The sequence below is a fragment of the Candidatus Palauibacter irciniicola genome, assembly GCF_965208695.1.
GTDB classification, from domain to species: domain Bacteria; phylum Gemmatimonadota; class Gemmatimonadetes; order Palauibacterales; family Palauibacteraceae; genus Palauibacter; species Palauibacter irciniicola.
In genome coordinates this window covers 356,009-370,508 of sequence record NZ_OZ242352.1, presented here as the reverse complement: position 1 = coordinate 370,508, position 14,500 = coordinate 356,009, and the positions used below count along the sequence as shown (strand labels likewise).

8 protein-coding genes and 1 pseudogene are annotated in these 14,500 nt (G+C 72.2%); 1 reads left to right on the top strand and 8 read right to left on the bottom strand.

Going from position 1 to position 14,500, the window contains the following annotated elements; translation table 11 throughout:
- Positions 1-619 precede the first annotated feature (619 nt).
- Positions 620-1,759: pseudogene (locus ACOGI9_RS01610) on the top strand (exo-beta-N-acetylmuramidase NamZ domain-containing protein); the annotation flags it as partial.
- Positions 1,760-1,903: 144 nt separating this feature from the next.
- Here the strand turns inward: ACOGI9_RS01610 and ACOGI9_RS01605 are convergent.
- The 8 genes from ACOGI9_RS01605 to ACOGI9_RS01570 all read right to left on the bottom strand — a co-directional run bounded on the left by ACOGI9_RS01605 (position 1,904) and on the right by ACOGI9_RS01570 (position 14,458).
- On the bottom strand, positions 1,904-2,830 hold the full coding sequence (locus ACOGI9_RS01605; RefSeq protein WP_419858162.1) for a diacylglycerol/lipid kinase family protein: 927 nt from the start codon (positions 2,828-2,830) through the stop codon (positions 1,904-1,906).
- Between the two features lies 1 nt (position 2,831).
- The gene (locus ACOGI9_RS01600) at positions 2,832-7,430 is read right to left on the bottom strand and encodes a translocation/assembly module TamB domain-containing protein (RefSeq protein WP_419858161.1); all 4,599 of its coding nucleotides are present in this window, start codon (positions 7,428-7,430) and stop codon (positions 2,832-2,834) included.
- Positions 7,427-9,643, bottom strand: a complete 2,217-nt coding sequence (locus tag ACOGI9_RS01595) for a BamA/TamA family outer membrane protein (protein ID WP_419858160.1) — start codon at positions 9,641-9,643, stop codon at positions 7,427-7,429. Before ACOGI9_RS01595 ends, ACOGI9_RS01600 begins: the two co-directional genes overlap by 4 nt.
- Positions 9,640-10,473 carry a prolipoprotein diacylglyceryl transferase gene (locus ACOGI9_RS01590; RefSeq protein ID WP_419858159.1) on the bottom strand — a complete coding sequence of 278 codons (834 nt, stop codon included), beginning with the start codon at positions 10,471-10,473 and terminating at the stop codon, positions 9,640-9,642. The genes ACOGI9_RS01595 and ACOGI9_RS01590 overlap by 4 nt, the downstream gene beginning before the upstream one ends.
- Positions 10,474-10,537: 64 nt before the next feature.
- Positions 10,538-11,575 carry a tRNA (adenosine(37)-N6)-threonylcarbamoyltransferase complex transferase subunit TsaD gene (tsaD, locus tag ACOGI9_RS01585; RefSeq protein WP_419858158.1) on the bottom strand — a complete coding sequence of 346 codons (1,038 nt, stop codon included), beginning with the start codon at positions 11,573-11,575 and terminating at the stop codon, positions 10,538-10,540.
- A 32-nt stretch (positions 11,576-11,607) separates the two neighbouring features.
- Positions 11,608-12,555 (bottom strand): YbbR-like domain-containing protein, encoded by a 948-nt coding sequence (locus ACOGI9_RS01580; RefSeq protein ID WP_419858157.1) that lies wholly within the window; start codon positions 12,553-12,555, stop codon positions 11,608-11,610.
- On the bottom strand, positions 12,556-13,377 hold the full coding sequence (locus ACOGI9_RS01575) for a PASTA domain-containing protein (protein ID WP_419858156.1): 822 nt from the start codon (positions 13,375-13,377) through the stop codon (positions 12,556-12,558).
- Between the two features lie 7 nt (positions 13,378-13,384).
- The gene (locus tag ACOGI9_RS01570; RefSeq protein WP_419858155.1) at positions 13,385-14,458 is read right to left on the bottom strand and encodes an RsmB/NOP family class I SAM-dependent RNA methyltransferase; all 1,074 of its coding nucleotides are present in this window, start codon (positions 14,456-14,458) and stop codon (positions 13,385-13,387) included.
- Between the last annotated feature and the right edge of the window lie 42 nt (positions 14,459-14,500).

Below are 14,500 nucleotides of genomic sequence, written 5' to 3'. Positions count from 1 at the left end.
TCGGCGGAGGCCTGCAGCCGGTTCAGCCGCGCGGCGTATCCGAGGGGGGTCCCGAGCGAGATCACGATCCCGCCGATCGCGTCGTCCCTCACGAGGGATTCGATCCGCGTGAACTCCTCGTCGTCGCTCGGCGCGTAGCCGCCGCTCATCCACACCATCACGAGCTGCGCCACCCGCTCGCGCAGGCTGAGACCGGCGAGCGTCTCGTCGACCCAGGCCCGCGCCTCGGCGGCAGCGGGGGCGGCAGCGTCGGGGGCGGCAGCGTCGGCAGCGCGTCGGGGGCGGCAGCGGGCGCGGCAGCGGGCGCGGCCGGGGCGGCGGGGGCCGCGCTGGCTGGAACCGAACCATCGGGGCCCGGGCCGGCGGGGCCCGCGCCCGCGGGGTTGGCGGAGGAGCGGCAGGCGAACGAGCCGGCGGCCAGGAGAGTGGCCAATCCGAGGGCCACGACCGTCCTCCGCCGCCCCTCCCGCTTTCGGGGGCCGCTCCACGTCTCTAGTCTCCGCACCATGTCGACCTCCGCCCGCCCCGCGTCTCGCGCTCGCTGCCCCGAACCTACGCGGCGCGAGATGAATCCGCTCGCCGGTTTCCTCTCCCTTCTTCTCCTTCTCACAATCGCGGCGTGCGGAGGGCCGGAATCGGGCGCCGAGAGCGGCGGAGCGGAGGCCGAATCCGCGGCGGGAGCGGCAGGGACGCGACCGCATCGACGGTGCGGCCCGGCATCGATGTGCTGCTCGCCGATTCCTCCCATCTCATCGACGGGCGGCGCGTGGGGCTGATCACGAACCGGAGCGGCGTGGGGCGCGACGGCACGAGTGCCATCGACCTCCTGCACGGCTACGCGAACGCGGAACTCACGGCGCTCTTCGCGCCCGAGCACGGGATCCGGGGCACGGAAGCGGAGGGCTCCGCGATCGACGACGCGACGGACGAAGGGACGGGGCTGCCGATCTACTCGCTGTACGGCGAGACGCGGGCGCCCACGCCGGAGATGCTCGCTTCGATCGACGTGCTCGCGTTCGATATCCAGGACATCGGCTCGCGCTACTACACGTACGTCTCGACGATGGCGCTCGCGATGGAGGCGGCGGGGCGCGCGGGCATCCCCATGATCGTCCTCGACCGCCCGAATCCGATCGGCGGCCTCACGCAGGGTCCCGTGCTGGACCCCGCCTTCGCGACCTTCGTCGGCCTGTACCCGGTGCCCGTGCGGCACGGACTCACGGCGGGAGAACTCGCGCGCCTGTACCGGGGAGCGTTCGGCGTGGAGGTGGAGTTGCACGTCGTCCCGGCCGCGGGCTGGTCCGCGGACCGCTGGTTCGACGAGACGGGCCTTCCCTGGATCGCGCCGTCGCTCAACATGCCTTCGCTGGAGAGCGCCACGCACTATCCCGGCACCTGTCTGTTCGAGGGGACCAACCTCTCCGTCGGCCGCGGGACGCCGACCGCGTTCCAGGTGCTGGGCGCGCCGTGGCTGGACGGCGAAGCCTGGGTGGCGGAGATCGGGGCCGTGGCGGGCGCGGAGACGGCGGCGGGCATCGTGCGCCTGCCGGGGGTCGAGATCCGGGCGGTCGCGTTCACGCCGGAGTCGCCGAGCGACGGACGGTTCGGGGGGGAGGAGATCTCCGGGATCCGCCTCACGGTGACGGACCGGTCGGCCTACGATCCGGTGCGGACGGCGGTGGCGGCGCTGCTCGCCGCGCGCCGGCTCTCCGGCGACGCCTGGGAGTGGAGGGTGCGGCACTTCGACCGCCTCGCGGGCTCGGACGGCCTGCGGCTCGCCATCGATCGCGGCGCCCCGCTCGACGAAATCACTCGGAGTGGGCGGCCGACGTCGCCGCCTTCGAGTCGCTCCGCGCCCCCTACCTGCTCTACCCCCGCTGACGTTCCCGCGGGAACGCGGGGGCTACCTCGGGACGATGATCCGGGCGGCCAGCGGCGAGACCTTCGCCTCCATCGGGGTCTCGCCGCGCGGATCGCCGTCGATCTCTATGGCGACGGGCGGATCGGCCTCGATGCGGACGCTGCGGGCCTGGAAGTAGATGATCTTGTCGTCCCCCGAGAACCGGTTTCGCGTGACGCGCCAGATGATGCGGGCGACCTCCGGGAGGTTGCTCGGGGCGTAGATGCACACGTCGATGAGGCCGTCCTGGAACGAGGCCCCGGGCGCCATCCGGAACTCCACGGGAAGGGGGCCGGCTCCGAGCTGGCCCGCGTTCGCGACGAGCACCATCGACGCCTTCACCTTCACCTCCTGGTCGTCGGCGGTGATCCGGAAGTCGGCGCCGGGGCGGTTGATGACGTTCTTGAGTCCGCTGTAGATGTAGGCGCCGAAGCCGAGGCGGCTCTTGAGTTCGGCGGTGGCGTCGGCCATGACCTGCGCGTCGAGGCCCGCGCCGGCCATGAGCGCGAACGTCTCGCCGTTCGCCTCCGCGAGGTCGATGCTCGTCACCCTTCCCTCGACCGCGACCCGCACGCTGTCCTCCAGCGACGTGGGAATGTCGAAGTTGAGGGCGAGTTGATTGGCGGTGCCGAAGGGGACGATCGCCACGGGCACGGCCGTTCCGGCGACGCCGCGCAGGGCCACGCTCACGGTGCCGTCGCCCCCGGCCGCGACGATGGCCCGGTATCCGCGCTCCGCGGCCTGGCGGGCGACCTCCAGACCTTCCTCGGAATCCGCGGCCTCGACGATGTCGAAGGGGACGCCCCGCGCGGCGAAGGCGCCTCCCAGCCGGCGGCGCAGCGTCTCGGGCCCCGTGGTGCCGCCGCCCGCGCCGGGGTTGAGGAGCACGAGGAATCGCTCCGAATCGGGATACAGGTGCGCGCCGGACATGTTACCGGGGATCCTCGTCGGGGTCCTCTTCGGAATCGCGCCGGAGCCTGCGCCGAACTCCCACTCGCGGAAGAGGAAGAGGCTGTAGGTGCGGTCGTTGGCGACGTTCGTGCCCACGCTGAGCCCGAACAGCCGCTCGTCGAACCGGCTCGCGGTGCCGGCTTCGACGGACCAGCCGGGGAGGAACGCCCAGTCCAGGGCCGCCCTCGGAGGCCCGCCGCCCAGCGGCTGCCAGTAGGAGAGGAAGAGCGCGTTGGTCGCATACAACCCGACTTCCAGCGCCGTGCGCTCGAACAGGCTCCGGTTCGCGACGCCACCGCCGCCGCGCCCGGCCGCGATCGACGTCAGGTTGAAGTAGGTGATGCCGGTCGCCTCGAGCACGGACGTGAGCCCGGAACTCAGCGGACCGAAGACGAGCTGCTGCCCCACCCTCTGGGCCAGTTGGGGGTCCGCGGAGCGGTAGCACGGCGTCCCGACCGCGAGCAGGCAGTACTGGTCGGTGTCGCTCATGGTGCGGGTTGCTCGTCAGGAGGAGCTCCGGCTCGGTGGCGGTCCCGGTAACCCGGGCCTCGACGAACACGGGACCGTCGATGGTCCGGTCCCGGTATTCGGCGGTGATGTCGATGATGGGATTGAAGCCGGCGTCCCCGACGAACTGCATGCTTCCCGCGGTGATCCGGAGCGGGCGGACATAGGGCGGCACGCGGTCGAAGAAGTAGGTGCCCCGGGGCATCTCGGCGCTTCCGCTGATGTCGAGGACATCGAGGCGGCGGTCCATGTAGACGGCAATCCCCTCCCCCGTGACCTCCGCATTGAGGCTGGCCGACAGCAGGGAGAGGCCGGAGCCGAGATCGACGTTCGCGTCCAGGACGAGATTGTCGAGGAACGGGTTCCGGAACTGTGCCAGCACGCCTTCCGCGGACGCGTCGAGGAAATCGAACACCCCCACGTCGCCGGGATTGAAGACCTCGAGTCCGCGGAGGAACTCGTCCTGCTCGAGGTACCCGTCGGAGAGGACGACGTCGGCGGTCACCCACGGCCTCGCGTAGGCGCTGTCGAGCCGCGCGCGGCCGCTCACGGCGAACTCCATGTCGTTGCGCACGATGCCGTGGAACTCGTCCGCGTCGAAGTCGAGGGCGAAGACGGGGTTGGTGATCCGGGCGATGTCCACGGTGCCCCGCGTCCGCAGCGAACCGCCGAGATCCGACCCCACGTGGGCGGAATCGACGAAGGCGAGCGAGGAGCCCCGGAAGGTGATCCCGGCGCCGACATCGGTGAGCCAGACTCCGAGGTCCGGCACCCAGCCCCTGCCGTTCACGAGGCGCAGGGCGCCGTCGTAGCGCAGGGCGGCGGGGGCGCCGCGAATCGAGAAGTCGCTCTCGGCGATGCCGGTCACCTCCTCGAAGGTCGGCAGCACGAGTTCGACGAGCGCCAGCGGGAGGCGGTCGCCGGTCAGGTCGAGGTCGAACGGGTCGTCGAGGAGGCGGCGTTCCACGGGGAGGATCGCGAGATCCGTCGCCACGGAGCCGCCGAGTCGTCCCAGGAGGTCGCCGCCGTCGACGAGGTCGATCTCTCCCGCGAGTTCGCGGGCGGCGTAGCGGACGCGCGCGTTCAGCGCATCGTAGCCCTGATGCTGGAGGGACGGATCGAGGACCTCGAACTCCGCCGTCACGACGGGTTCGGCCAGCGTGCCCGTCGCCGTCACGTGCCCTCCGAACGTGCCTCCGAGGATCGGTTGCTCCGAGAGCAGGTAGCCGAACTGGTCCACGCGCACGCCCACGATCTCCACGTCGAGCGATCCCTCGCCGGCGGCGGGGATGCGGCCGTCGGCGCGGAGCCGGCCGAGTTGACCGTTCAGAAAGAGGTCCTCGACGAGCAGCGCCGAGTCGGAGTAGACGACTCTGGCCGGCGTCACGAGCGCGGACTCGAGTTTGCCGAGACGGAGGCGGAGATCCGTCAGGCCGGCGCTCCAGAGGTCGCCCCCGACGACGACGCCCCGGCCCGAGACCTCGAGGCTGGAGTCGCGCTGCGCGTAGAATTCGGCGTCCAGCGCGTCGGCGCCGGACTCGCCGGCGTCCGCGCGGGCGAGCCGCACGGCCAGCGAATCCACCCGCCGCCCGTCCAGTTCGACGTTCGTCGCGGTGAACCGGGAGCGCAGGTCGCCGATGCGCGGCGGGTCGAACAGTTCGACGCGGGCCGAGAACGCCCCGGCGCGGTAGCCGCGGAACCGCGCGTCCGAAGCCTCGATGTCGGCGTCGAGCGTGAAGTCTCCCCAGCGGCCCGTGGCGGTCCCGCGCGTCTCGAGCCGGCCTTCCAGCCCCTCCGTCGGCCGCTGGTCCTGCCGGGCCTGACCCAGCAACTCCTCGATGCTCTCGAACAGCGCTTCGCCGGCCTCGGCCGCCGCGGCGCCCGGAATCTCATCCACGAACCAGCGGTCCCAGTCGGAGAGGTCGGCAGCTGTCGCCTCGAAGGCGATCTGCCCGCTCCGGTCCTCCGCGAGCCCGAAGTCGCCCCGCGCGGAGAGCGTCCCCACGTCGGAGGCGAGGAACGCGCTGTCGATCGTCGCCACGCCGTCGGCCACCCGCAGCCGCACGCGACTGTCGAAGATCTCGGCCTGGTCCACCCGGGAGGGGAGGATTTCGACGTCGAACGCGGCCTCGAGCGTGGCGGGGTCGAGCCCCGCTCCCCGCACGCGCCCCCGGACGGCGAGCCGCGACGCCGGGGCGCCCTCGACCCACTGGTCCAGCGAGAGGTCCGTTCCCTCGATCTCGGTGTCGTAGCGCAGTTCCTCCGCCGCGAGGTCGAAGTCCCCGTTCAGCGTGAGCCGGCCGCGTTCGGATTCGAGTTCCGCCTCGAGGGCCATCGCCTCGAGACTTCCGCGCGCCCGGATGGGACCGGTGACGGTGCCCGCCAGTTCGATCCCCGAGGTCCAGGGGCGCAGCAGCGTGAGCGCCAGCGGGTTCGCGTCGATCGCCGCATCGACCTGCGACCGGGCGAGGTTCAGGAACCCGGAACCCGAGAAGCGCGAGCGGTCGCCGGCCGGCGTCAGGTGCTCGACGGCGCCGTCGAACGCGACGCCGCTGTCCTGTTCGCGGTCGAGGGTGAGGGTCCCCAGGAAGCGCCCGTCGATCCCCAGGTCCATGCCGATGAGACGGGTCCAGCGAGACTCGAAGCCGGCGACTTCCACGCCGAGGCGCCGGAGGCTCAGGAACTCCTCCCCGATGCCGACGCCGCCCCGGGCCTGCAGGCTGGACGGCGGGATGTCCGGATCGGGGTCGTGCAGGGTGAGATCGGCGACGATCAGCAGGTCGTCGACGTAGCCCGAGCCGCGCAGCGTGCCGCGCATCGTCCCCGGCGGCATCTCCGGCACCGAGTCCTGTGCGAGGAGCGGGACCAGATGCGCGAGATCGAAGGGCGCCAGCGTGACGCCGATGCGACGGAACCTGGGGCGCTCATCGAGAGTGAGGGCGAACCCTCCGGTCATGCGCGTCTCGCCGGTCCGGAAGTCGCCGTTCGTCACGTCCACGACCGCGTTGCCGCCGCGGCCGCTGAGGTCGATGGACATGGGGCCGCCACCGGTCTCCGGGAGGTCGATGGGCAGCCAGCGGAGGTCGCGGACGTCGAGCGGTTCGGCCTCCAGCGCGAACTCGAAATCGAGGCCGTTCTCGGCCATCCACCCGCCCCCGCGGATCGTCGACCGGTCCGTCTCGAACGTCTCGATGTCGAGGTGGGCCGTGTCCCCGATCGTCAGGTTCATCCGCAGGTTCGAGACATCCAGGGGCTGGTTCACGGCGAGCAGCGTGGCGGTCGCCTCCTCGACCTCGAGCATGAAGGGGGCCTCGGGATCCGTCACCCGCGCCACGGGGAACCGGCCGCGGAGGTTCGTGAGTTCGAACACGCGCTCGAATTCGCCGTCCGGCCGCTCCCGCAGGGCCCAGGGCGACTCGCCTGCCCGCGCCTCGCGCAACGCCTCCGCCTTCGCGGCGCCGGTCATGGTCTCCGTCCACGGCGCGCGGATCTCGATGCGGCCGGAAGCGACCGTCGCGTCATGCAGGAGGATGCCGAGCGCGGCTTCCGGCGCCGCGTCCGGGCCCTGGTCCTGACCCCTGGATGGGGCGAGGGAGAGGGATGCCGGGAGGAGCGAGGCCGTTGCGGGCGGCTCGGGCGGCGCGGGCGGTTCGAAGATGCGGTCGTAGTTCCAGCGGCCGTCCGGATACTGGCGCAGACGGAGGTCCAGACCGCGGGCGTGGAGCCGGCCCACGTCGAGTTGCTGCCGCAGGAGCGCCAGCGGGTCGTGCTCCATCGTGACGGTGTCGAGCGCCAGGAACAGTTCCCCCTCCGCGTCGAGGATCTCGAAGCGGGAGACGGTGAGGTCGCTGAGGAGATTGCCCGAGATCGCGGGGCCGATGCGCACCTCCCCGTTCACGCTGCGGGCGAGGGCGTTCTCGAGCAGCGAGAGGGCGGCGTCCCGGCCCCCGGCGGTCTGCGTGACCCCGATGAAGACGCCGAGCACGACCAGGCTCGCGACGACGGCCAGCGGCAGGGCGATGCGGCGCCGCCGCGGTGCCGGCGCGGACCCGTCCGAGCCGGACGCGCTCAAAATGCTTCTCCGATGGATACGTGGATCTGCACGCGGCGCCAGAGTTCGAGCAGGGGGTGCGGATCGTCGAACCGGAAGGGGTCGAACAACACGGGCTGCGGCATCTGGACCAAGGTTCCGTCCTCCGTGGATACAATCGCCGGTAACTCGGTCGCGAAGGTTGTATTGTACCCGATATCGAGCCGGATGGAACCGATCGGGCTCGCGTAGCGGAGTCCCATGCCGGGCGTCCACTGGAGCTTTCGAAGCTCCGTGAGCCGCTGCGAGACGCTTCCGGCGTCCCCGAAGAAGACGAGACTCCACCGGTCGCTGAGGTAGCGGCGCAGTTCGATGCTCAGTTCCAGGTGGGCGTCGCCGCCGCGCGGCCGAGGGTCGAAGGCGCCGGGGTCCTGCGTCGCGAGCCGTTCGACGCACGCCTCGAAGTCTCCCGCCGGGCAGTCCTCCGCCTCATCGGCCACGAGCACGCGGGGGCCGAGGAGGTTCGGGCCCACGCCGCGGACGCTCTGCGAGCCGCCGACGAAGAAGCGCCGGGACGGATGGATGAGCCGGTCGGTCCGGGGCGCGCCGGGCGTGAAGATGCGGGTACCGGGGAAGCGGACGATTCCCGTCCGGGCGCGCGCGGCAATCACGAGGCCGGGTTCGAGTTCCCGGAAGAGGGCGGCCTGCGCCACGATCCGCGCGTACCGGTACTGCGAGCCCGTCATCTCGTGGGCGACCTCCCCCTCCGCCGTCAGGTAGTAGCCGCGGGTCGGGCGGAGCGCGTCGTCCGTCTCGTTGTAGAGCCCGGAGAGGGTGAGGGGCGCCAGCCAGCGCGACCGCGACACGGTGACGATGTCCTCGGGCTCGCAGAAACCGAAGTTGATGCAGAAGAAGATGTCCGCGGACTGCTCGCCGAAGCCGGTGTAGCCCGGCGAGTACGAGAGGGTGGCCGACATCCTGGGCCCGAGTCGGCGCGTGAGGCCGATCTCGGCGCCGAAACCCTCCTGGATGAAGACGTCGGGGATCGTCTCCCGTTCGACGAAGACCCGGGCGCTGAAGCTGTTCTCGGCGGAAAGGGCGACGGGGATGAGCAGTTCCGCCTGCAGCAGGTAGTTCAGCGTGCGGAAGTCGCGGTCGGCGCCCACCTGGGAGCAGGGGAAGGACCCGTCGAACTGGTCCGCGAAGATGTTCCCGAGCTGGCCGGTGAACTCCAGCCGCCGGCCCCCGCCGAAGAGGTTGCGGTGCGTCAGCCGCGTTTCGGTCCGGAGGCACTGGTCGGTGCTCCACCCGAACCCGACGCGGGTGGCCAGCGGTGGGGCCGGCGTGACCTGGACGACGAGATCCAGCGCCGAGTCGGCGGTGGCGGCCTCGGGCGGCGGCGATTCCCGGCGGATCGAGGCGAAGCGGATGGCCTCGAGGCCGAAGAGGTTCCGCTGCCCCTCCTGCTCGGCCTCCTGGTTGTAGTAGTCGCCGGCGCGCAGGGTGAAGAGGTCGCGGATCACATCCTCGCCGATCGTCTCGCCGCCCTCGATCCGGACCTCCCTCAGTCGGTAGCGGGCGCCGGGGCGGACGTCGAGCGCCACCTGCGCGGTCCCGTCCAGCCCGCGGGCGAAGTCCTCCAGCGCCATGGCGTTGACGTAGCCCTGCCGGCGCAGCGAACCGATGAGGCTGTCCACGCCGGCCTGGAGCCTCCCGCGGTCGAAGGGATCGCCGACGCCGATGTCCACGAGGCCCGCGGCTTCTTCCGCGCCGAGGGCTTCGGGCAGCCCCTCGATGGAGAACTCGTCGATGAGGGTCGCGGGACCTTCCTCGATGATGAACGAGACGCTGGCGTCGACGCCGTTCGTGCGGACGACGTGGCGGACGTCCGCCTCGAAGTGGCCGCGGAAGTTGTAGTACAGGCGGAGCCGGTCGGCGTCGATCCGGACGTCGAGCGTGTCCAGATAGGCCCGGCGGTGCGCGAACCCCCAGTTCGTCAGCAGGCAGAAGGGAGACAGCAGGAGGCTCGTGCATTCGGTGCTGCGCGTAACGATCACCGCGCGCAACTCGCCGTCGGAGAGCGTCTCGTTGCCGCGGAAGCGGAGGGAATTGACTTCGGCGCGGCGCGGTCCCGCCTCGCCGGCCGCCTGCCCGCTGAGGGGAGACGGCCCGAGGTGCGGCGACGGCCCGACGAACGAAGGCGGCCCTGCGAGGGTGACGGCCAGCGCCAGCCCGGCCAGAGCCGCGGGTTTCACACCGCCGCCTCTGCGGCCCGGCGGCGCAGCCGGAGGACGAGCGCGATGCCCCCCGCGAGCAGCAGGACCGAGATCACCTGGGCGAGCGTGAAGCCTCCGAAGAAGCGGTCGTCCTTGGCGCGGAAGATCTCGATGACGAAGCGCTCGACCGCGGCCATCGCGAGCCACATGCCGAACAGCCACCCCTGCACGTGCGGGTGCCGCCGCAGCCGCCACAGGATGAAGAAGATGACGAGCGAGAGTCCCGTCTCGTAGAGCTGCGTGGGGTGGACGGAGAGGACCGTGGCGTCCGGGATCGCGGGGTCCACGTCCGCCCCGAAACCCCGCAGGTTGCCGGCGGTCGTGGGCGGAAGGCCGTTGGGGAAGGCGATGCCGACCCACGATTCCGTCGGGCGCCCGTAGTCGTCGCCGACGAGGAAGCAGCCGATGCGGCCGATGCCGTAGGCGAGCGGAAGCGCCGGCGCGATCGCGTCGACCCCGAGGCCGGGGGTGACGGGGCTTCGGCGCAGCACCCACATGACGCCGAGGAACCCGCCGATGAACCCGCCGTACCAGACGAGCCCGCTGCGCGAGAAGATCATCCCCAGCGGATCGAGCGCCGTGCGGTCCCAGTAGAGGAGCACGTAGTAGATCTTCGCCCCGACGATGCCGCCGATCAGCGCGCCCAGCAGCATGTCCGCGGCGAGTTCGCGCCCGGCGCCGAGGCGCGCCGTCTCCGCGCGCAGGACCAGGTACCCGCACAGGAAGGCGAGCGCCATCATGACTCCGAAGGTCGTGATGGTGAACTCGCCGAGAACCGGCAGCGTCACTGTGAAGAGTTCGGGATACACGTCTGGCACGCTCCTCGTTGGCTGCGGTGCTGCTCGTTGGCGGTCCCGGCTTCCGCGCCGGCCTCTATGCGAGGCCGGGAAAGGCGAGCGCCGCTTCGGCGTTGAGCGACCACGGGCTGCGTTCCCCTCTCGCCAGGCGGAACCGCGCGGCCGCGGCGATCATCGCCGCGTTGTCCGTCGCGAGGCGGGGAGACGGGGCGTACAGCTCCCCGGACGAACCCAGACGCTCGGCTAAACCTTCACGAAGACGGGAGTTCCGCGCCACTCCCCCGCCCAGCACGACCCGCCGGCAGCCCGTCTGTTCCACGGCGCGCCGCGTCTTCTCGGCGAGGACGTCGACCACGGCCTCCTGAAACTCCGCCGCGAGGTCGTCGACGGCGTCGGCGAGGCCGTCCTCCGCTTCGAGTTGTTCGGCGATCCGCGCCACGGCGGTCTTGAGGCCGGAAAAGGACATGTCGTAGTACGCGGGATCGCCGGGCAGGTCGCGCCGGCTCAGCATCGGGCGCGGGAGCCGGAAACGTCCCGCCGCGCCCCCGGCCGCCGCGCTCCGCTCCGCCGCGCGCTGGATCTCGGGGCCGCCGGGATACGGCAGTCCGAGCCGGCGCGCGACCTTGTCGAACGCCTCGCCCGCCGCGTCGTCCCGCGTCTGGCCCAGGAGGCGGTAGCGTCCCCATGCGTGCGCCTCCAGCAGGAGCGTGTGTCCGCCCGATACGAGGAGGCCGATGAAGGGGGGATGCGCGCCCTCGTGCTCGAGCGCGGTGCCGAACAGGTGACCCTCCATGTGGTGGACGCCGAGGAGGGGAAGCCCGCGCGCGAAGGCGTAGGCCTTGGCCCAGTTCACGCCCGCGAGCAGGGCGCCGACCAGCCCGGGGCCGGCCGTGACGCCGACGCCGGCGAGGTCCTCGTGGCCGACCTCCGCCTCGCGCATGGCGTGCCGCACCATCGCGTCGAGCGAGCGGATGTGTTCGCGGGCGGCGATCTCCGGCACGACGCCCCCGAACGCGGCGTGCGCGTCCTGCGAGGCGATCGCGAGACCCCGGATCCCGTGCTCGTCCACGACGGCGGCCGAGGTTTCATCGCACGAGGTCTCGATCCCGAGCACGGGCCCGCCCCGGAAGCCGGCGGCCGGCGCGTCTATCGGTCGGACGGGTCGGAGGCGATGCCCGCGCTCACCCGCTCCGGAACGAGGTCGATCGTCACCGTGCCGGCCAGGGATTCGGGCAACTCGGCGCGCACGGGATAGGAGCCGGTCGATTCGAAGGAATTGGGGATGTCGACCGTCACGCGCACGTCCCCCGGATCGAGTCCGTCCACGACGGCCGCGGGGCCGGTGAGGGCCACGGTGATGGAGGGCGGATCCACCGCGGCCATGAGGGCCCGTGGCCCCGTGGTGACGACTTCGATCGAGAACAGGCGGGTGCGGAGGGAGTCGACGTCGACGGTCGCGATCACGGAGGCGGGCTCGACCGAGAGCCCGGCGAGATCCGGCGGCAGGGCGATCTCGAGCTGCTGGGTCACGCGCGTGGAGACCGCGCCCACCTCGAGCGTGGCCGTCGTCACCTCGGAGATCTGGTTGACGAAGGACGCGGGCCCCTGGATCCACACGCTGTCGGGGGCGACCTGCATGCCGACGACGAGCACGCCCGGCGCCGCCCTCGCGTCCGTCCGGCCGGAGACCGCGACCCGCTTCCCCACCCTCTCCTCGAGATAGACGGTGACGGCTCCCGGAGAGACGCCCACGGGATCGAGCCCGAGTTCGCCGTTGTAGATGACCTCCGAGGCGGAGAGCGGAACCTGGACCACCGTGTCCTCGACCTGGTCGAGCACCTTCCGGATCACGGGCCTCTCGAAGCGCGCGGCGAACACCTGGTTGCGGCGGCCGCGGAAGGTCGTCGCGATCTCGGAGGGCCGCACCTCGCGCAGACTCCACGCGGAATCGCTCACCTGGATCTCGAGGAGCGTCGACACGGACTGCTCGGCGATCTCGGCGTCGGCCGACACGCTGAGCCAGAGGAGCACCGACAGCACGATGGCCGCGACCTTGTAGGGCCAGTTCTTCGTGAACACGCTCTTGAAGTCCATCTAGCCCTCTCCTGGCGCCTCCCCGTTTCCGGGGGTCGGGGGAACCGTGTCGGGGACGGCGTCCCGCGCGAGATCCACGGCGTCCCGCGCCAGATCCGCGGTGGCCGAGTCGGGCGGCGTCCCGGACACGATCACGGAGACGAACCCCTCCCCGCGGAGGGCGGAGCCGGGGGCCGGACTCTGAAAGATGACGCGTCCCGGCACTTCGGGCGCCTCGACCTGGTAGCGGACGGCGCCCAGTTGGAGATCGACCTCCTCGAGGAGAAGCTCGAGGTCGTCCACGTGGCGGCCCTGAAGATCCGGCACGGAGACGATCGGCTTCCCCTGGCTGACGAAGAGGCGGACGCGGGCGGGGAGAGGGAGGCTCGTCCCCGCGGCGGGCTCGGACCGGATCGCGCCGGCGACGGCGCTCTCGTCGGTTTCCTCGACATCGATCTCGAAGCCGAGCCGGGTGAGGAGGGTCGCGGCCTGGCCGCTCGGAAGTCCGGCGAGATCGGGCACGCGGCGCGTTTCGATGCCGGCGCTCGTCGTGAGCACGACGGTGTCCCCGGCGCGGGCGAACTGGCCGGGGAGCGGGCGCTGGGCGACGACGGCGCCGGCGGGGATCTCGGTGTGATGGAGACGGCCCTGCTCGGTGGAGACGAGCCCCAGCGCGGAGAGGCGGGCGCCGGCCTCGGCCCGGGGGACGCCCGTGAGATCCGGGATCGCGGTGAAGTCCACGTCGGTCGGATCTGCCGCCGCCGGGAAGAGCCGGATCGCGGCGAACGCGTAGCCGATGCCGAACATGGCGGCGAAGAGGAGGACCAGGCGCAGGAGTCTCACGGGGCCCTCACGCGATCCGCCGCAGGCGCGCCGCGTAGGCGCCGTCCGTGCCGGTCAGCCACGGGCGCACGAAGAGGTCGCCGCGCGGCGTCGTGCAGTCGTCGCGCGCGCCCGCCGGGGGCGGCTCGCGCCGGTAGTCGGGCCTGCGGTCCAGAAAGGCGTCCACCTGTTCTTCGTTCTCCTCGCGTTCGAGCGAACACGTGCTGTACACGAGCAGCCCGCCGGGCCGCACGGCCGCGGCGCACGCGTCCACGATCTCGCGCTGCAGGGCCACGAGGTCGTCGAGGCCTCGCTGCCCGAGCCGCCAGCGGGCGTCGGCCCGCCGCCGCAGGACCCCGGTGCCGGTGCAGGGCACGTCGGCCAGCACGGTCCCGGCCTCGGCGACCGGAAGCCGCCGCGCGTCGGCGACCGCCAGGCTCACCGGCAACCCGAGCCGGCGGGCCGGCGCGCCGAGGCGGGCCAGCCGCCGGGGCGAGATGTCGAGCGCCACGACGGGCACGCCGCCCGCCGCGGCGAGCCCGAGGGCCTTCGTGCCCGGGGCCGCGCACACGTCGAGCACCGGCTCGCCGAGCCGGCCGCCTGTGTAATCTACCACGGCGGAGGCCGCAGGGTCCTGAATCACGGCCCGCAGGCCGGCCAGCGCCGTCTGCGGCAGGCCGCTTTCGAGCCGGAAGGAGCGCGGCCAGCCGGGGACGGCCTCGAGTTCCACGCCGTCGGGCGGCGCCGGCTCCTCCCCGCTCAGCATGCGGACGACGACGTCCGGCGGGCGGTTCTGGTGCTCGACGAGCCGCCGCACATCCCCCAGCTCCCAGCGCGCCAGCCACCGCCGCACGAGCCACTCCGGATGCGAGCCCCAGGAGCACAGGTGCCCCACCGGATCCTCGTCCGGATCGGGGAAGGGGTCGGCGTCGCGGCGCCTCGCGAGCGCGCGGAGCACGGCGTTCACGTACCCCGCGCGGCCGCGCCCCAGCGCCGCACGCGCCGCGCCGACGGTCTCGCCCACCGCGGCGTGGTCCGGCGTCCGCAACTCCGTCAACTGGTACGCGCCGACGCGAAGCCAGTCGCGCACCGCGCGGTCCATGCGGGACGGGCGGCCGGTCCGCGCACGCCCGGATCCAGGCGT